The following is a 19,038-nucleotide window of genomic DNA, read 5'->3' as shown; positions in this document are numbered from 1 at the left end:
AGACCAAAGAAAATAACAGTTTTCCAGTGAAATACTAAACCCTTCGCCCTTAGTAAATTTTATTAACTCATGAAGATCAATGTCAAACACTAAAATCATAATATTGAATAAGATCAGTATTGAATTTAATAGATTAAATGATTGGTGTTTTAACAGATTAAGTGATTTAGCGTTAATAGATTAGTGACGGGCATACAATTGATTACTAAAGACTTAAAAATGAAAAAATGGACCACAACCAGTGGTTGCACAGTTTATCAGGTCACCGAAGGTAGATCCAATAGTTATCTAGTTTTGGATGATGATATCTCAATTTTAATAGACACCGGACTGGAAAACTCAAAAAATGAACTCATGAAAAAACTGGACCACCTTTTAGGTGAAAGGAACTTATCATATCTCATTTTAACCCACACCCATTTTGATCATGTTGGAAATGCCACCAGGATAAAAAAGGAGTATAAAGCCAGAATAATCGTTCAAAAAAGCGAATCAGAGAATTTAAAGCGCGGAAATACACCAATTCTACATGGAACCAATCCAATTACTGGCATTCTGGTGAAGATTGGAAGAAAAATTAAGCAATTCAATGAGTACCCTGCAGTTAAACCGGATTATTTAGTGGGTGAAAAGCACCATTTAACACCCCATTGTTATCTTATTCATACTCCAGGTCATTCTAAAGGTTCAATGAGTTTAATAATTGATGATGAAGTGGCTTTAGTTGGTGATGCCATGGTGGGAATATTCTGGTGGTCGGTTTTCCCTGCTTTTGCCGATGACGTGCCTTCCATGATCATAAGCTGGAACAAACTCCTTGAAACCAGCTGTAATATATTTTTACCTGGCCATGGCACTCCCAACAGCAGGAAATTACTGAAAAAACAGTACCAGAAACACAGGTAACTGTTGAAAAATAGGATAACTCTATTGACAATAAGTATAACACTTTTGAAAATAGGAAACCTTTTTTAAAATAGCATAACCTTGTTAAATAGAATAAATCTTATTCAAGCAGGTTACAATTTAGCAATTCTAAATAATAATTTGTAAAAATCTTCTGGAAGGTCAGCCATTGGCACGTGTGAAGATGGTAACTCAAAATAGGTCCACCTTCCTCCTGCAGTATCTATTTTTTCCGTAGCAAGATGAGAAATATCCGCAAACTCACTCTTTGTACAGCGTATATAAATTTTTTCAATCCGGAAAATCGTTTCTGGATTGTACTGCAGTTTTTCCACGTAAGGTGGATTTGGATCAGGCAGGACTGCAGAGTCCTCCTGCGAATATGCTAAATTCAGGATATCCATCAGGGATTGTCCAGGATCGGGCAAAGCAGAATCAAGATAAACTAAGCTATGAATTCTCTCGGGCATCCGGTCTGCAACGCCGGTAATGACGAATCCACCATAACTATGTCCCACCAGAATAATATCCTGCAAGTTGTTCTCAATAATCAGCTCGCATATCTGCTGGATGTGATCAGTTAAGTTGCTGGTAAATTCATCACCCAGTGTCGGTGCAAAAACACAGCCACCTGCTGCTTCAATGGCATTAACTGTCCCATCCCAGTACCTGGCCCCCATAAAACCGTCATCTGTGGAAATTTTCTGCCCAGATAGCTTGTTCCAGGTCTTTGTTGACATGTTGCCACCGTGAACAAGAACATAAGTTTTCATTTTAAACCCCCTGAATACTCCAATGGATACCCTGACTCCAAGGTATGCCCTTTAATAATTCCTTTAATAATTCTGAATGTATATTATATCATTCTTTTTATAAAAAAATATTCTATGGCCCGGACTAATCGAACTGAAAAGATTTCACAAGTTAGAACGGTTGGACAAAAACAAAAATATACTTAATATAATATTCTGAGAATAATTAGTAGAATGAATGATGCTAAATGAAGATTTAAATGAAGATGTTTAAATCATTTAGTAACGACACTAATAATAAATTGTTCTCAAATTACAGGAGTTAAAATGGCTGATTGGAAAATTATAGGATTAAGTGAACTCATTAACTCAGTATTAACCATTATCTTAATTTTAATCTTCTTTCCTATTTCCTTTTTAGGTCCATTAATTGGGGGATTTTTAGCCTCCTACTTTAGTCGAGGATATGAAAATTACGATAAAATGGATTTAAAGGATGGAACGGTTGTTGGAATAATTTCAGGAATTATAGGTGGCCTTCTAATCACACTAATATTGATTATGGGCTTTGAAGCCATTAGCACCATTATAAATTTAATATCTCTCCAAATTGGAATAATGCCCGGGGCTAATACTGTAGTGGCAGCGTACATTATCTGCCAGCTATCTATAATAATAATAAGCGTGATTCTGGGGGCCATAGGTGGATTAATTGGAATGAAGGTTAAGATGAATATTAAAAAGTGATTTTTGGAATAAAGGCTAAAATGGAGATTAAAAAGTGATTTTTGGAATAAAGGCTAAAATGGAGATTAAATAGTGCTTTTTTCGAATAAAAGTTAAATAAAGATTAAAGTGATTTTTGGAATGAAAGTTAAAATGAAGTAAATAATGATTTTTACAAACTTAAATTACCATGATATTTTTTTTAAACTACAATTGAGAGGATAATATGCAAGTAAGCGGAGATGTATTCCTTAACAGTGATGCTTTTCTATTTGTAATCTTTCTAATCCTGCTGCTTCAGCTTAGAGAGAGGAAGGTTTCCATGGCTCGGCTCATTATAATGCCAATTATAATGACTATCGCATCCTTGCCATTCTTTTTTGCTGAAGCAAGTATGGGATGGTTTCCACTACTTCTGGTAATCATTGGCCTGGTGGTGGGCTTGATACTGGGAGTGTTTCTGGGCTCTTTAATGGAAGTAAAGCTCCGGGAAGAAGATGGGAAAATTGTGATGAAAGGCTCAATTCTGGTGGTTATCATCTGGGGGATCGTAATTACCCTCAAGGTTTTGGGCAAAAACTATCTCAACGCAAACCACGTCCTGAGCCTGGATCTTTTAACCTCAATATTCCTGGCCATTACCCTTGGAACCATGATCAGCCGCCGTATAATCATATACCGGCAATACCATCACAAGAAAAAATTACATTCACAATCAACATAAAAGGTGCATTAATAGTTTTGAAACGGTTTTTTTTAAATTAAATTGTGGGAATTTTCAAATTAAAGTGAAAAAGAGATAGTTGATATGAAACCTGAATACAGTAAAACAAAAAGTCCAGAATACAGTAAAACAGAAAGAGTTCACTTGACAGAGGAAAAAGAAACACTTCTTATCACTCTTTATGCAAAAGCTCTGGACAAACGTTCTGAAAAACCAGTTCTCAGTGACCAGAAAGCTGATGAAATGGTAAAAGCAATAGATTATGATTTCGAGAAACTGATTCCCCCTGAAGATTTAAATAGTGCCAATCTTGTGGTTATCCGAGCCAAACAGATAGATGCCTGGCTTGAAGAGTTTCTTAAGACACATCCGGATGTAGTAGTGCTTAATCTTGGTTGTGGCTTAGATACCCTGGTATCCAGAATAAATCCCTCTGCAGATGTTAGCTGGTTTGATGTGGATTACCCCGAAGTTATAAACCTAAGAAAAAAGTTCTATTTAAACCAAAAAAACTACCAGATGGTGGAATCTTCATTAACTGAATTAAGATGGTTGGAAGAAATTCCAGACAATAAACCGGTAATGGTAGTTGCAGAAGGTGTGCTGGAATACCTTACCGAAGATGAAGTGAAAATATTGCTCAACAGACTCACCGATCATTTCTCCCATGGTCAAATTATATTTGATGTTATGAACTCATTTGCCATTGAATCCAGCCAAAAGAGTCTTAAAAAGACAACCGGGGCAGAACATAAATGGGCTGTTGATGACATTCAAAAAGTGGATGTAATGGATTCAAAGCTTAAAAGAATCTCCAGTTTGTCGATTATGGGATCGAAATATATACATAAACTTCCATTAAAATACCGTTTGATTTATAAAATCATGCACCTAATTCCAAATTTTAGGAACATGATACGTTTGTTACGCTATAACTTCTAATTATTAGATTCATCAAATGTAAAATTCTCGTAATATAAACACTGCCCGTTTTCATGTATTAATTTTGATTCTGATTACTTTCCCTTATTCCTCGACCATAAAGGTTAGATAAAGGCGATGCTGTGAGGCCATGGGCAAAAACACTCAAAAGTACGGTGATAAAAACTACTGAAATGAAGGTATCTTCACCTGGAAATGATCCCAGTTCAGATATGGCTAAAAGGGCCAGTACCACAGAGGCCAGGCCCCTTGGACCAAACCATCCCATGAATAGTACTGTATTCCATCTTAATTTAGTGCCAATCAGGGATATTGCCACCGGTAACATTCGGATAATGGTTAGACTTAAGATGGCATAGAGCAATATCTGCCAGGTCAGGTGAAAGAGGAGTGGAACTACCACTATTCCCAGGAGGAAAAAAACCATCAAGTTTAATAATTGTCCTTCTGCCTCGGAAAAATCCATTAATATATTTCCAGCATCTTTAACAACGTATCCTAAGGCTAAACCCCCTATAAAAGCAGCAATAAAGCCACTTCCACCAATTTCATCAGCTATGATAAAGGTGAGAATTGCCAGTGCTAAAAATGCTATTCTCTGGTAGACTGGAGTGATCCATCCTTTATCCCGTGCTTTTAAAACCAATCCACCGCCAATAAGACCCACACCCAGACCTACTAAAATTCCAAAGCCTATCTGTTCAAGTGCAACCTCAATAAAGTATCCCATTGGCTTGAAAACCTCCGAAGCTAAACCAATAGCTATGAAGACCAAAAGGAAGGGAACTGACCCTCCATCATTTAATCCACTTTCAATTTCCAAAGTCTTCCTTATTCTTTCGGGTATGTTCTTATTTTTAACCACTATCTGCCCTAAAGCAGCATCGGTTGGTGCCAGAGCTGCTCCTATAATCCCTGCCAACCACCATGGTAAATTCGGGAACAGTAACGCGGCTACTAAAACTCCAAAAATAATGGTAAGTGGTAAGCTTACAATGAGCAGTCTGGTGCTCAGGTTATTTTTAAGTGCCTTTAATCCCACACGGGATGCATCAGAAAAAAGAACAATTACCAGAGCTATTTCTGCTATTAAAAAGATTATGGTAGAGTAGGGTGGTTCTGTGACATCCACGTATCCAGTGACCAGCCAGCCCATGAACATCCCAGCAACGATGAATATCATCTGGAAACTAATTGGCATTTTATCGATTTTGAAGGATAACAGAGACACAATTAAAATCATTATAAAAAAGAATAACAGCTCAACCAACTAAAATCACCACCCCTACTGATAACTCCATTATTTTAATTTTATTCTATTCTCATCCCCATATTAAATTACCTTTCAGACTCAGGGTAACTGAAATTTGATTGATGATAGATGAACTGGAATTTATGTGGAGGATATGTGAATTGATAATTATACTGTGAATTACATAAATAAAAGTGGATTTCATAAAATTCTTGTGGGAAAAATAAATATATCTGGGAAAAATGGAGGTTATATCATGCCTGATTTAGGACCATTAGGACGTGGAGGGGCTAGAAGAAGAACCAGGAGAAGAATGACCGCTGTAAACTCCGCTGCCAACCAAGAGGATAATGAAGAGCAGAACTATGCCGAATCCGGGGTGCGTGATGACAGTTCCCCAACCATTGATACTGCCGAAAAATTAGAAAAATTAGCTAAACTCCTGATAGACAAAGGTGTTATAACCCAATCAGAGTATGACCTGTTATTTGGATAGAAATTTGCAAATTGGACAGAAACAGTAACACTGGAATACAAAATCTAAAAAGTAATAGGGGAGGAGTTCAGGTGAAACAGGATCATTGAACTCCATTAATTCATTTTTATTTATCTTTTTCTTGTTTTTCCTCTTCATCACCTTCACTTATCATTAGTAAGGCTAGCCAGCGGGTTTCATCGAAGTTTTCCAGGTATTTTATGACGACCAAGGTTAAAGGCACTCCAATTAAGAAGCCAGTGGGCCCTATAATCCATCCCCATACAAATAATGAGACGAATACCACAAAAACAGACATTTGAAGTCCTTTTCCAGTTAATCTGGGGAATATGTAACTTTCTGCTACTGTGTTAATAATTATGAAGAATAATCCCATGATTACAGCTCCCCAAATACCATATTTGGCCCAGGCAACTAACACTGGAGGGATAGCAGCTATTATTATCCCCAGGTAGGGGATAAATCCCAGTGCAAATGTTAATAATCCCCATAAAACTGCAAAGTTAATGTCAAAGACGAAAAGAATTGCTGAAACACCCACCCCATATAAAAAGTTCACTTTAGCTCTGATTATGAAGTAGTGGATGTTGGCATCTACCAGATCCATTATCCGACTTAAAACAGAGCTATCCTCTCCAAATCCTTTAACCAACCTGACTTTTATTTGGGGGAGTTCATAGACCAGGAATATAACTGCAAAGAGCATGAAAATTCCAAGGCCAACAAGTCCGGTAATATCGGATATGGGGATATGGGTGGCCAGGAATTTTATTATTTCATTCCCATACTGTGCCAGAATCCCGCCTGAGTTTATGGTTAAATCGGGCAGTTCTTTTATTAATTGTGCCAATGAAACAGCCAGGAACCATATTATCCCCACTCCCAGGGCAAAAATAGCAGCCAAAGTTAAAATAACTGACTGATTATAAGAAAGGCCTTTTTTCTTCAGCCACATCAGGAAAGGATAAATTATTATGCTGATAAATATTGAAAGGAGTACTGGACCTAAAATCTCGGAACTGTATTTCATTCCAATGACCACAATGAACAAAATGGCTATGATACTAATTTGTCTCATAAATGAGGGTATTTTATAATCGTTCACATCTATCATCTTCCTCTTACTTTTAAGATTCTTTAATGACACTAAAAGCCCTAAAAATATACTTCAACCCCTTTTTCCAAATACAATTATAATCTAGGATAAACTCAAGATATTTACACTCATTCACAATACAATAATAATCTAGGATAAACTCAGATATTTTTAATCATTTCCCAATACGATTATAATCCAGGTTACACAGACAGTTGTACTCTTTTTCCCTCAAATTCTACAGAGTGCACGGAATAAATGCTGATATAATTTTATATATTCCCCTATTTTATTTATTTCCATTCTTACCTTAGCATTCGATTAATTTTAATTAATTAATGGAAATATCAATGCAAATAAAACTCCCAGTGCTTTAACATTCCCCATTGATCGCACATTTTCATTCAATTTGAAAAAAATAGAATTGGTGGATGAAAAATAAAAAAATACAGTTTTGATGGCTCAGATTACTGAAATTATTTTCCTTGCATTACTGTTACAAGGCCACCAATGATTAAGAATATCGCTGCTAACCATGCATAGATGTATATGAACGCTGGTAGTAAGATGATAATGATGGCGATAATGATTCCCAGCACTAACATTGCGCCCCCACTCATTTGTACAGTTTCCATGATTTCACCCCCATTTAATTTGGTCCATGAACATGACCCCATCCTCAATGAATATTAACCTATAATAAATATCAACCTCTGACATACAAAGATAATTTCATGGACTTAAAAACCCATATTTATGAGTTTTAGGGTTTCAATCCTTTTTTATCCACTAATTTAATCCTGTAACTCATTGTAATTTATCAGATTATTCCTCAGATTATTCCTCAGATTATTTTTCGCTTTTAACTATTATTTTATCACCAATGGCCACTACCATGTGCAGAGGGACTATAACATCATTTTTAGAACCTCTCAGACTATCTAAAATACCTCCATTTCCCCCTACTATGAATGCTTCTAAGGTTTTACTTTCAAAGTTCGCTTCCACATCTGTAACTTTGCCAATTACCATTGCGTTGATGTCTACCACTTCTTTACCGAGCATTTCTTCTTTTATTCTCATATCAGTCACCTCTTTATCAATTCAATTTTTTTTAAGGTCATCCAGATCACTGGATACCTCTAAGAATCTTCTTTCAAGCTCATCATTAAGATAAGTTTTAGTAGCCAGTTCCAATGTTTTGGTTAATTTGTGCATTTCTTCATTGACAAATTGTCTGATTTCAAGGGATAAATCTTTTGATAGATTTTTATCTGATTTTGATGCATTATCAATCTTTAAAAAATAATTAGACAGGTCATCATCCATTTTGGCATTATTGCCCTCTGAACTCTTTTCAATGATAGGAACATCATCTTTCTCAGTTACCAAAGGTATAAAAAATTCATCAGACACATTTTTAAATGTTTTTGAGTGTTTACTATCCTCATGTGAACTTTTTTTTAATTTTTTAGAAGCAGTTCTTCCTGATAATTCAGATAATTCTTCAGTTAACTTAGGAACATCTTCAGTTAACTTAGGGGTGTCTTCAGTTAACTTAGATGCATTTTCAGTTAACTTATTGTCTTGTTCCAATATAACTGCAGTTGCAGTTGCAGTTACAATTGTGACACTGCCCTGTAACCCACCCATGGATACAAAATCGATTAAAACTTCAACCACCCCATTAGCTCCCATTGATTCTGCATTTTCTAACATTCGAGACAGTGCCATCTTTTTAGCGGACCCTAAATTAAAGTTATCCAGCTGAGCAGGTTCGATGATCTTCACAATCTTTGAAAGCCGCCCCTCAGTCTCATTTTCTTCAGCTATGGCCTCTCCAACAACCAAGCCCAGATATTCCTTTATTTTTCCACCATTTACATCGGGAACTGATACTAATGGAATGTCTAATTCATTTAAAAAAAGTTCATCTGGCTGTTTGGTGGTTTTATCCCCTTCAACTCCTGCGGTTGCCTGGATTATTTCAGAAGGAGTCCTCAACAGTACCCTCATAATCCTGGAAGCTATGCCCGGGACCACCACTAAAAGAAGATGGTTGACGAATATGGGGAATGCTGCTTGAATAGTCAAAATTAATGCAATTATGGTTATTAAACTAAGAGTAACTGGTTCTTTGGGGAAAATCCAGCCCGGTAAAACCCAGCCATAAATATTGATTAAAATGAAGGTCAATAGAGCGCTGATAGCACCAGTACTTTTACCATGCTTTCTGGTTGCAACGTAGTTTTCCACAAATCCCGCCAGTAATGGCGATACTATGTACATTATGTTGAATCCAAAAATAATTAACTGCCATTTCAAACAGATAACAGCAGAAATAACTCCTACCACTAATCCCAGATATATGGAAATAATTGCCCACCGATTATCCATAATGATGTTTTTATTCTCGGTACTGGTCAACCATGTCACCTCAGATTTGGTATCTCCTGGGATCAATTCATTCCTGGAATGAAACTGCGGTTCCAACTACCGTGACCATTATGGTGTTTCCCATGGTGCCTCCCAGGTTATGGTAGGCCACCCTAGTTCCTATGATTGCATTAGCTCCTTTTTCCTCAGCTTTTTCTTTCATACTTTTAAGAGCTAAGTTTCTGGCGGTGGTAAGCTCCTCTTCATATTTAGAAGTTCTTCCCCCTACCACATCTCGCACTCCTGAGAACATATCTTTATACAGATTGGCTCCCAATAGAGCATCTCCAGTTACCAGACCATAGTATTCGTTTATTTTTTTCCCTTCAAGGGTAGGGGATGTTATAATTAACATTTTCTAAACACCTGCTTTGGCATTTTTAAATTATATGTGTGGGTAATTACCAATATAATTAATAATATTAGTTCACCAATTTATTTAATTTTCTATTTTTCCGTATTTTTCAACAAAAAATTCATTTAATTAGGAAAAATTAGAAGTTCTCAATTAAAAAGAAGTTCTCAAAAAAAATAGAGAGTATGGACAGATCTTCATTTTAATAACTGCCCCCAATCAGACCCAGATATATTCTGTGGTCATAGCATTAGAACTAAATCCCTGTTATTCTTCGCAACCATCTTCAAATGGACAGGTATGAACAATAGCCATTTTTATAGGCCCTACATTGTTTATAACCTGTTTTTCAACTTTATGGGAAATTTCATGAGATTCTCTGAGTTTTAAATCTCCATCCAGTTCTATATGTAACTCTGCTGAAGCATAAGGGCCCATGTTGTTTACCCTCAAATCATGAACTCCCTTAACTTCTTCAACAGACATTGCCGCGGCCCGTATTTCTTCTAAAATTTCTTCTGAAGGTAATTTTCCCATTATAGTGTTGATATTATCACGTGCAACGACAAATGCAGTTCTAAGAACCATTATTGCAATGAACATGGCCACTATAGGATCTAACAGGGTGAACCCCATTTGCGCACCTATTACACCTACTAGTACTGCTCCACAGGAGAATATATCCACTTTCTGATGTTGTCCGTCTGCAATAAGGGCCGGGCTGTTAATTTTTTTCCCAGAACGAATAAGGTAGGTGGTCATGGCGTAATTAACAATCATACCAATCACTGCCATTCCGGCAGCAGTCCAATCCGGTGCCTGAAGCGATTCGTTCATTAAAAGCTTAACATAAACATCAGAAAGTATTTCATAGGCAACCACCACCAGAAACACCACAATTATTAACCCTGCAATTGGTTCGGCCCGACCATGCCCGTACTGATGATCCCTGTCAGCGGGTTTCATTCCAATTTTAAACCCAACAAAGGCGAGTATAGATGTTATCACATCAGAAAGGGTGTGGGCTGCCTCGGCAACCAGCGCAGTACTGCCAGATAAAGTACCTACAATAAAATTGAATATTGTCAGAAGAATATTACCAGATATAGCCACCATGGAAGCTTTTCTACCAATATTTTCCCTTTCTAAGTCTTTATTCAATTCAATCATCCCACTAAACAAATTTTAAGTTAATATAGTCCATTAAAATCAAATTATAAAAATGTAGATTTTCTCATAATAAAACTCATTTATTCTTGTCCTAGTTTATTTTTAAACCTTATAATGTTTACTTATTGTTAGGAAAACCTAATTATAATATTTGAACCCAATAAACAAATATTTGAATCATTTATGGCCATTGAAGAATTCTTATTCCTCAAACAAAATATTTCATTAAATAAGCGTATTTTTATATACTAAAAAGTTATGAATTGAATAATAATTGTATTACTTAAATATTAGGGAGGCTGTTAAAATACTCTCCCCAGTTCTCCAGATTGATTCAAATCTAAGGAAGAAAATTTAATTTTGAAAATAAGTTTATTAAATTAAAGAAAAATAAAATTATTAAAAATATAAGATTAATAAAATACAGTGCTATGACCCAAAAACGTAGTATGACCCAAAAAATAGCATATAATTAAAAGTGATGTATTAGCAATAATTTTGTTCTTAGATGAAAATATTTATTACTTAATAAATTAATAATAGTTATAACAAGCATATTAACAGGATGGGATATAATGATGAGAATAAGCATGTCATTGCCAAAAAAACTTTTAAGTGAATTTGATGAGGTTTTGAAGGACAGAGGATATAATTCAAGATCTAAAGGTATTAGAGATGCCTTGAAGGATTATATCGTGCGTTATCAATGGATGAAAGAGGTGGAGGGAGATCGGGTTGGAATAGTAGCGGTCATATACGATCATCACTACACCGGAGTAATGGAAGACCTCACCGATATCCAGCACGAGTTCCGGGACTTCATTAACGCCACCATGCACATACACATGACCGAAAAAAACTGTCTGGAGGTCATAGTAGTCAAAGGAGACGCCCAGAAAATCAGAAACCTTACTGAGAAGATCATGAGACTCAAGGGTGTAGAACACGTCAAACTCACCACCACCTCCAGCGGAGAACAACTCTAACTGGATAAATTTACGAAAAACTAAGAAAATCCAGTTATTTCTTTAAAAAAGGATTCTAAATAAGAAGGAATTTTTAAATAAATAGTTCTAAATAAAAGAGATTCTAATTAAAAAGGGATTTTTTAATTTTTTTATTTTACTCCCGTATGAATCTCTCTTTTTTTAATTAATCCCATCTGAATCTCACCCATACCGGGGCTCGGGGTTTATTTTTTACAATTTCATTGGCCTTGATCTCTGCAGGCAGGGGACGGGTGGTTAAAAGTACATCCAGAACCTGTGGAATTGAAATATTAGTTTCTGCTTTATTTTTTTCTAAAAACTCCAGTATTTTCCTTCGATCCAGATCACTGAATCCAGTGCCCACTTTACCAAAATACTGACCATCCTTCTCCAGAATCAGGGCTCCAAAGGCTATGCTTCCAGTACTTCTTGTTGCACCGATCACATTAACATCTATGGTCTCCGATCTCTTGATTTTCAACCAATTTACCGAACGTTTACCTGATTCATATCCAGAACTGGCATTTTTAAGGATCACTCCTTCATACCCCTTCTTGAGAGATTCTTCAAAATGTTCTTTAACTGTTTCTGTGGTTACTCTTTTAAAGGGAATTAGGGTGACATGATTTCCCACATCCACCGCCTCCAATAATATTTTTTTGCGCTGAATCAGTGCTTTACCAGTGAGATCTTCACCCTTAAAGCGGAGAATGTCGAACAGGTTGAAAGTTGCAGGAAGTTTCCGGGATAATATGGAGATTTTCATTTTATCTTCAACATTGCGTTTTAAAAGTCTCCGAAATCCACCTGGAACTGTGAGTTCCCCATCTAAAATCCAGTTATCCCCTTTAACATTTTTTTTGAGACTAGAAACGATTTCAGGGAATTTATATGAAGCTTCAACATGGCGACGGGTCCACATGTTGATAACATCCCCTTCACGCATCGCTATGATCCTTTCACCATCCAGTTTAGGTTCGCTGATCCAGACATCCTGCAGGTAAACATCACCCTCTGCTAATTTGCTGAGCATGGGTTCTAACATTTCCATAAGAATAATCCCCCGAAATTTATTCTTCCATCATGGCTAACATTTTTTCCAGTTCTTTTTCCAGTGACCTGGTTTCTGGAGGCTTTAATTCTGGTATTAATTCTTCACCAGCAGATTTTTTCTCAATTAGTTCATGTAACTGTTGAGTGTAGGTTTCAGAGTAATCAGTCCAATCAAAATCAAAGATCATGCTTTCCATTACTCGGGTTGCCTTCTCCAGGAGATCCTGGTCAACTTCACTGGGAATGATCTCCACTTCCTCCTGTGATCTCACCTGTTCAAAGTACAGCAACTGTTTCAGGAGAAATCCATTCTCATGGGATTGTAACATCCCAATGTACTCATTGTTGCGCTGAACCCATTTCACCACTGCCACTTTCTCTTTCTTTTCCATAGCTTCCTTGAGTAAATGGAAACTCTGACCGGTACCTCCCTTCTTGGGGTTATCAGTTCCCAGATAGTAAGGTTTGGACAGGGAAATTTGGGGTATTTCACTGTAATCACAGAATCCCATTATTTCCATGGTTCTAGTGGAGAATGGGTGGAGGTTTTTAATCTCCTCATCGGTGAACTGTATGCATTCTCCGGCAATATCTATTGCTTTGGCAATTTCATGGGGTTTGAGTTCTTTACCATCCTTTTCACAAACCTTTTTATAATGAACTCTACCACAATCAGTTTTATGAACCAGGTGAAACCCTACATGGAGGTTTTCACTTGCAGCGTACAGTCTGATGGGTATAAAAATAGTTCCGAATTTTATAGAACCTGACCAGATTGATCTCATAAAAACATCCCTCTCATAAAAGCATCCCCCATTTATTCCTCCTAAAACATCTCCAATATATTATATGTTATAAAAAGGAGTAATAATTTGTTATAGAAATGCTTTGACTGATCTGAAAGATAGTTCATTTTATGGGGACTGGTCTTGTAAAAATGAATTTTGGTATTGTATATTCCTAATTTTAGCATTTGGTATTCCTAAGTTTAGCATTGGATACTCCTAATTTAGTATTTGGTATTCTATTTAATCTCCTGGATTTTCTACCATTTTCAGTTTACGGTTCCTGTCTTTGTTTTGGCTCCATAATTTATGTGCATAATCCACGATTTCCATCATGTGCATATATTTTAACTCCGGTGTGACGTGAACTACTTTTCTATCCACTTTATACCGATATCTTCCATAAAAATTGGTTTTAATCTTTTTGTAATCCTCATCCATGGTTGAAATGTAATAATAGGATAGATCCAGTTCTTTTTCCGGGTTGAAGATGTTTTCCATTTCAAAGGTGATCTCATTTAAAATTCCCTGTACCAGGTTTAAATCAGTTATAGTTGCAGATCTTCCGTTTTCACAGTTATGGGCGTTGATCTGGTAAATTCCGTCCAAGTACTCTTTAAGGTTACTATACCATTTCCGGAAATCCTCCCCAGGGAAAATCAGTAGATCCTCCTTTTTCTGGAACAAATACGGTTGATATACTCGTATATTCTTCCGGTCCACAATACCATAACTGTACTTCATCTAAATCAACACATTATCCATTTATAAACCCAGTATATCTTTTAATAACTTATTATTTCGCCTTATAACCCAGTATATCCTTTTATACTTACTATGCCATTTTTATACCGAGTATATCTCTTTATAAACCTAATATTTCCCATTATGAGGTAATGAATCATAAATATCCAATATTCCAACCAGTTAAGCATGTTACTATGCGGGTTGAGAATAATCTCAAACTATTTTAACCATAAACCTATTTTAACCAGGTAGTACCCAGTGATTCCACTGTAACCATACCATTTAAGGATTCTGTGACTATTTCAGGTAGTTCTGTGTTATCATAGATATATGTATCAAGATAGGCCTGTAATGGCTTGTTACTGAAAATAGTTTCTAAATTCAAATTTAACAGGTGTACACGTTCCATAATCCTAGGCCACACCCCCAGCATTTTCCATGCCTCACTTCGATCCAAGCTCATGTCCAATAGAGTGATGTGTTCTATCTGCTGAACCATGGACTCATAGATTCTTCTAAATTCTTCCCTGGTGAAAATAATAACATCTTCATGTTCTTTGAATAGTTCAGGATGATAAAGTTCCACTCTCATTCTGCAAAGCACTCCCTGACTTACTCTCATAAATGATCAACTCCTACAATGGGGTGCAATACTATAGGTTCCATTAGTCATGGCCATTAGGGTAGAGAGAGTAGTTGAGAAGTATCTGAAGATATTAAATAGATGATTAGACTGTTAAATAGATAATTAAGATATTAAATAAATAATTAGAGTGTTAAATAGATAATTAAGATATTAAATAAATAATTAGAGTGTTAAATAGATAATTAAGATATTAAGTAAATAATTAGAGTTTTTAATCAATGGTTAAGGTGTTAAAACATCAGTAAATCAAAAATTACTTGAAAAGAACAAAGAAAATCTCCAGAACTAAGAGGTAACTTTTAGATTAATTTAATTTGAAAAAAATAGAAAAATAAAAAAAAGGAATTATTTTAGAACAATCCGCTGTCTTTCAACTTGCTTTCCGTCCACTGGGCCCGTTTATCAACTTTTTCTTTGATGATCAAAGTCAGGATAAAGCTTACAACTGGGAATATGGCTAGTACTCCTATGCAGTATAAGAAATTACTCCATAATACACCAGCAACCACTTCACGCAGTGCTCCAATAGCATAAGTCAAAGGAAGATAGGGGTGTATGGCCTGGAAGAATGAGGGTAAAAGCTCCACTGGGAATGTTCCTCCGGTGGCAGTTATCTGCAGAACCAGGATTATAATGGCCAGTGCTTTCCCTGCATTTCCAAAGGCAGAGGTCATGGAGTAGACCACAACCATACCACACAGACCAATGTAGATGGTGGTAAACAGGAACAAAAGCTGTGATGAGACCTGAATATGCATGAGTAAAGCCCCTACCGCAACTATAAACGACTGTATTAAACCTATTAATAAAAATAGGCCCATTCTTCCCATATACACTGTTTCGGCACTGTACTTCTTCCGGGATTTGACACGCATGGAGATCATTGCTACTGCAATTATACAACCAATCCATAAAGAGATTGCAATATAGAACGGTGCAAGTGCAGAACCATAATTATCTACCGGATAAATATGGGTTTTATCCAGTTTTACCGGAGTTTCAAAGTAATTTTTCACACCGTTTTGATCTGTGTCCGCAAATGCAATTAAACGATCCAGATCAGCTTCATCCACTGAATTAACTTTACTAGTTGCAGTCTGGATGGAACTTCTAACCTCCGGCCATTGGGAGTTGGCCATGGCCAGTTTAGCTGATGCAGTATTGATGGCCTGATCAATGTTGTCCTTGTTGTTTGCCAAGAAATTAATGGCACTGTCCATCTGGTCAATTGAAGTTTTAAGTTGATTTAACTTACCTGAAGGGTCTTTGCTACTGGCAATATCTGCTTCAATCTCTTGTAAGAGTGTGAGAACTGTAGTTGCCTTGGTAGTGGCATCTTCGACCTGGGCGATGATTGGCTTTAAATTTTCATCCCCGGTTTGATTGTAAAGGGCAACTAAAAAGGCATCCACATATTTTAAGCCAGTTATAATTTTAGTATCAACGGACTCCATATCCTGAACTGTGGAGAGGGCCTTTGCAGGGTCACTCTGAATGTAATTGTACAGAGTATCGTATTTCGATTTGACCTCATCAGCCTCGCTCTTCATAACTGGTAGCTGTGCACTGAACTTAGGCCAGATTCCATTAACAGTGGCCATTACTGAGTTAGCCTGAAGTAGATCATTATCAATGTTTCCTAAATTCCCGTTTAACTCATTTAGCATGGATTTTGTTTTAAGAAACGTTGCTTTGTTCTCCTTGGCCAGCTGACCCACATCACTGAGTTTACCAAATATGATACCATCAACAGTTTCCACTATTTCATCATTGATCTTTGTTTGTAAGGTATCTGCCCCGGTGTTGGTCATTTTAGGGGCAATGGCATTCAGTTTATCATTAACCACATATTCTATATTGGCCTGCTGTGGATTGGTGGTGTCAATGGATAGTACAGTCTGACTGAAATTACCGGGTATTATAAGAGCTGCGTAGTAATCTCCATTTTTAACCCCGTTTCGCGCTGTTTCCTCATCAACGAATTGCCAGTTGAATTTATCGTTATCCTTCAATTCATCAACCAGCATATTTCCAACATTATACTGGGTCCCATTAAGAGTAGAACCTGTATCCTCGTTGGCTACTGCCACTTTGAGGTTAGATGTTAAAGCATAGGGATCCCATGTTGCCTGAATATTCAACAGGGCGTACATTGAGGGGATTATGATAATCGCCGCTAGGACAATTAAAACTACAGGGTTGTTCTTTATAGCCCTAAGATCGCTTTTAAAAATTTCTCTTGCACCTTTAATCATTAAAACCATCCAATTAATTTAAGGGAGGTAGTGTAATAGAAGTTTATAGTCTCTGCCCTCATCCTATAAAAACATTTCTTAGATTATTAATCATTCAAAATTTTGATTAATCCAGAATAGGTTTTTCAACAGGTAATAACCATTATATCTAAGAAAAAACTAAAAATATAGCTATTTTAGAGTTTAATAAAAATTTCCAGCTATAAATCTTAAAATTAGACCTACAAAAGGCCAGAGTCCCAAAACCAGTTAATAGCCAGAGTAAGGTATAAAAACAAGACCCCCCTATAATGACTATCTAATGTTTCATTTGAGAATACATTTACCGAAGGAATATTTCTAAAACAGTACAATAATTATTAAAACAGTGCAATGATCCTTCAAACAGTTAAATATATCACTAAAAGTGCAATATCTAAAAATTAAGATAAAATAGGATATTTACAAAAAAGATAAACTAAGATCTTTGCAAAGTAAATGTTCGTACAATAATGTTCATAATGAACTAATAGAATAAGTGGTGAACTTAATGGCTTTTCATGTTATGCTGATCCCTACCCTGGGTTGTCCCTCAGACTGTGAGTACTGCTGGAGTTCTGAGGAAGGATCTCCAGTTATGGATATTGATGTTATCAAAGAGACTGTGGAATGGCTCAAGGATTTCCGCATGGAACCTGTGACCTTTACGTTCCATGGTGGAGAACCATTACTGGCAGGATATGATTTTTTTTCCGAAGCATTACCCCTCCTGGCAGAAGAGTTAGCTCATCTTAAACCGGCCTTCGCCCTGCAAACAAATCTGTGGAATCTCACCCCGAAAATGGCCCAGTTATTCAAAGAATATAACATACCAATTGGTTCCAGCCTGGATGGTCCAGAAGAACTTAACGACCTGCAAAGGGGAAAAGGTTACTACCAGAAGACCATGAGAGGATATGAAATTGCTCGAGAGCAGGATTTGCAGGTTAGCTTCATTTCCACCTTCACATCATACTCCATACAGTACAAAGAGGATATCTTTAACTTCTTCCTGGAAAATGGGTTGAACCTCAAACTACACCCTGCTCTCCCATCTTTACGTGATGATAACCCTGAAAAATGGGCTTTATCCCCTGAAGAGTATGGGGAACTTTTAATCTATCTCCTGGATCAGTACCTGGAACATATGGACCAAATTGAGCTTAAAAACATTGACCACCTTTGTAAGTGTGTTTTTATCCGCAGAGGAGTGGTTTGTACCTTTGTAGACTGCATGGGTGACACCTTTGCAGTTGGTCCCGATGGTAGCATCTATCCCTGTTACCGTTTCGTTGGTATGCCGGAATACGTTATTGGAAACGTACGGGACCATCCCAGTATGGAGGATCTTTCCCAGTCTGATGCATGGAAGCTTCTTCAGGAATTCAAGGATTACGTGGACTCAGAATGCAAGAAATGTTCCTACATTAAGTTTTGTCGGGGCGGATGCCCGTACAATGCTCTTTCCATCAATGAAGAGACAGGGAAAGCTGAAATCAACGGGGTGGACCCTCACTGCACTGCGTACAAGATGATATTCAAGGAGATAACCATGCGAGCCACTAAAGAAATGCTGGGTTCGAGTATGGGTATGGTTCCAGATACATCTGGTATGGAACAAAAAGCAAAGAAGGGAATAATGTCCATAATGCTTAAACCTTCTTAGTTCATCAAGAATTCATGTTTTGAA

General features: G+C 36.7%; 20 protein-coding genes. 7 read left to right on the top strand and 13 right to left on the bottom strand.

Annotation, left to right across the window (positions count from 1 at the left end):
* The first annotated feature begins 219 nt into the window (after nucleotides 1-219).
* Nucleotides 220-906, top strand: coding sequence for an MBL fold metallo-hydrolase (locus A994_RS12115; RefSeq protein ID WP_048204272.1), 687 nt, complete (start codon nucleotides 220-222; stop codon nucleotides 904-906).
* A gap of 113 nt (nucleotides 907-1,019) precedes the next feature.
* Here the strand turns inward: A994_RS12115 and A994_RS12110 are convergent, their stop codons facing one another.
* Entirely contained in the window at nucleotides 1,020-1,679 is a 660-nt protein-coding gene (locus A994_RS12110) for an alpha/beta fold hydrolase (RefSeq protein WP_004031944.1), read from the bottom strand.
* A gap of 306 nt (nucleotides 1,680-1,985) precedes the next feature.
* On the opposite strand from A994_RS12110, the gene A994_RS12105 reads away from it, so the two are divergent.
* From A994_RS12105 to A994_RS12095, 3 genes are all read left to right on the top strand, one after another.
* Nucleotides 1,986-2,405, top strand: a complete 420-nt coding sequence (locus A994_RS12105) for a DUF5518 domain-containing protein (protein ID WP_004031943.1) — start codon at nucleotides 1,986-1,988, stop codon at nucleotides 2,403-2,405.
* Nucleotides 2,406-2,610: 205 nt separating this feature from the next.
* Complete coding sequence (locus A994_RS12100; RefSeq protein ID WP_004031942.1) at nucleotides 2,611-3,108, top strand: CcdC protein domain-containing protein; 498 nt, start codon at nucleotides 2,611-2,613, stop codon at nucleotides 3,106-3,108.
* An 84-nt stretch (nucleotides 3,109-3,192) separates the two neighbouring features.
* A complete protein-coding gene (locus A994_RS12095) occupies nucleotides 3,193-4,050 on the top strand; it encodes a class I SAM-dependent methyltransferase (RefSeq protein WP_004031941.1) in 858 nt (285 codons plus the stop codon).
* Between the two features lie 58 nt (nucleotides 4,051-4,108).
* Here the strand turns inward: A994_RS12095 and A994_RS12090 are convergent, their stop codons facing one another.
* A complete protein-coding gene (locus tag A994_RS12090) occupies nucleotides 4,109-5,320 on the bottom strand; it encodes a cation:proton antiporter (RefSeq protein ID WP_004031940.1) in 1,212 nt (403 codons plus the stop codon).
* 238 nt (nucleotides 5,321-5,558) lie between these two features.
* Here A994_RS12090 and A994_RS12085 point away from each other — a divergent pair, with 238 nt between their 5' ends.
* The gene (locus A994_RS12085) at nucleotides 5,559-5,798 is read left to right on the top strand and encodes a hypothetical protein (RefSeq protein ID WP_048204271.1); all 240 of its coding nucleotides are present in this window, start codon (nucleotides 5,559-5,561) and stop codon (nucleotides 5,796-5,798) included.
* A gap of 106 nt (nucleotides 5,799-5,904) precedes the next feature.
* Here A994_RS12085 and A994_RS12080 read toward each other — a convergent pair whose 3' ends face one another.
* From A994_RS12080 to A994_RS12060, 6 genes are all read right to left on the bottom strand, one after another.
* Nucleotides 5,905-6,945 carry an AI-2E family transporter gene (locus A994_RS12080; RefSeq protein WP_237739748.1) on the bottom strand — a complete coding sequence of 347 codons (1,041 nt, stop codon included), beginning with the start codon at nucleotides 6,943-6,945 and terminating at the stop codon, nucleotides 5,905-5,907.
* Nucleotides 6,946-7,370: 425 nt separating this feature from the next.
* Nucleotides 7,371-7,529, bottom strand: coding sequence for a hypothetical protein (locus A994_RS13305; RefSeq protein ID WP_004031937.1), 159 nt, complete (start codon nucleotides 7,527-7,529; stop codon nucleotides 7,371-7,373).
* Between the two features lie 214 nt (nucleotides 7,530-7,743).
* The gene (locus tag A994_RS12075) at nucleotides 7,744-7,977 is read right to left on the bottom strand and encodes a PRC-barrel domain-containing protein (RefSeq protein ID WP_004031936.1); all 234 of its coding nucleotides are present in this window, start codon (nucleotides 7,975-7,977) and stop codon (nucleotides 7,744-7,746) included.
* Between the two features lie 21 nt (nucleotides 7,978-7,998).
* Nucleotides 7,999-9,357 carry a YbjQ family protein gene (locus tag A994_RS13100; protein ID WP_237739747.1) on the bottom strand — a complete coding sequence of 453 codons (1,359 nt, stop codon included), beginning with the start codon at nucleotides 9,355-9,357 and terminating at the stop codon, nucleotides 7,999-8,001.
* Nucleotide 9,358: 1 nt separating this feature from the next.
* Nucleotides 9,359-9,685 (bottom strand): YbjQ family protein, encoded by a 327-nt coding sequence (locus A994_RS12065; RefSeq protein ID WP_004031934.1) that lies wholly within the window; start codon nucleotides 9,683-9,685, stop codon nucleotides 9,359-9,361.
* 267 nt (nucleotides 9,686-9,952) lie between these two features.
* A complete protein-coding gene (locus tag A994_RS12060; RefSeq protein ID WP_048204266.1) occupies nucleotides 9,953-10,855 on the bottom strand; it encodes a cation diffusion facilitator family transporter in 903 nt (300 codons plus the stop codon).
* 575 nt (nucleotides 10,856-11,430) lie between these two features.
* Here A994_RS12060 and nikR point away from each other — a divergent pair.
* Nucleotides 11,431-11,841 carry a nickel-responsive transcriptional regulator NikR gene (gene nikR / locus A994_RS12055; RefSeq protein ID WP_048204265.1) on the top strand — a complete coding sequence of 137 codons (411 nt, stop codon included), beginning with the start codon at nucleotides 11,431-11,433 and terminating at the stop codon, nucleotides 11,839-11,841.
* A gap of 166 nt (nucleotides 11,842-12,007) precedes the next feature.
* Here the strand turns inward: nikR and A994_RS12050 are convergent, their stop codons facing one another.
* The 5 genes from A994_RS12050 to A994_RS12030 all read right to left on the bottom strand — a co-directional run bounded on the left by A994_RS12050 (nucleotide 12,008) and on the right by A994_RS12030 (nucleotide 17,330).
* A complete protein-coding gene (locus A994_RS12050; protein WP_004031931.1) occupies nucleotides 12,008-12,895 on the bottom strand; it encodes an ATP-dependent DNA ligase in 888 nt (295 codons plus the stop codon).
* A gap of 19 nt (nucleotides 12,896-12,914) precedes the next feature.
* Nucleotides 12,915-13,682, bottom strand: a complete 768-nt coding sequence (gene ku, locus A994_RS12045) for a non-homologous end joining protein Ku (protein WP_004031930.1) — start codon at nucleotides 13,680-13,682, stop codon at nucleotides 12,915-12,917.
* Nucleotides 13,683-13,925: 243 nt separating this feature from the next.
* The gene (locus A994_RS12040; protein WP_004031929.1) at nucleotides 13,926-14,426 is read right to left on the bottom strand and encodes a hypothetical protein; all 501 of its coding nucleotides are present in this window, start codon (nucleotides 14,424-14,426) and stop codon (nucleotides 13,926-13,928) included.
* 238 nt (nucleotides 14,427-14,664) lie between these two features.
* Entirely contained in the window at nucleotides 14,665-15,051 is a 387-nt protein-coding gene (locus tag A994_RS12035; RefSeq protein ID WP_004031928.1) for a hypothetical protein, read from the bottom strand.
* Between the two features lie 374 nt (nucleotides 15,052-15,425).
* Nucleotides 15,426-17,330 (bottom strand): YhgE/Pip domain-containing protein, encoded by a 1,905-nt coding sequence (locus tag A994_RS12030; protein ID WP_004031927.1) that lies wholly within the window; start codon nucleotides 17,328-17,330, stop codon nucleotides 15,426-15,428.
* A gap of 529 nt (nucleotides 17,331-17,859) precedes the next feature.
* Between A994_RS12030 and A994_RS12025 the strand changes: the two genes are divergently transcribed.
* Nucleotides 17,860-19,014 (top strand): TIGR04083 family peptide-modifying radical SAM enzyme, encoded by a 1,155-nt coding sequence (locus tag A994_RS12025; RefSeq protein WP_004031926.1) that lies wholly within the window; start codon nucleotides 17,860-17,862, stop codon nucleotides 19,012-19,014.
* Nucleotides 19,015-19,038 lie beyond the last annotated feature (24 nt).

This window comes from Methanobacterium formicicum DSM 3637 (assembly GCF_000302455.1).
Classification (GTDB): Archaea; Methanobacteriota; Methanobacteria; order Methanobacteriales; family Methanobacteriaceae; genus Methanobacterium; species Methanobacterium formicicum_A.
Note: the sequence above shows the minus strand (reverse complement) of the source record. Positions and strands in the feature narration are given on the sequence as shown.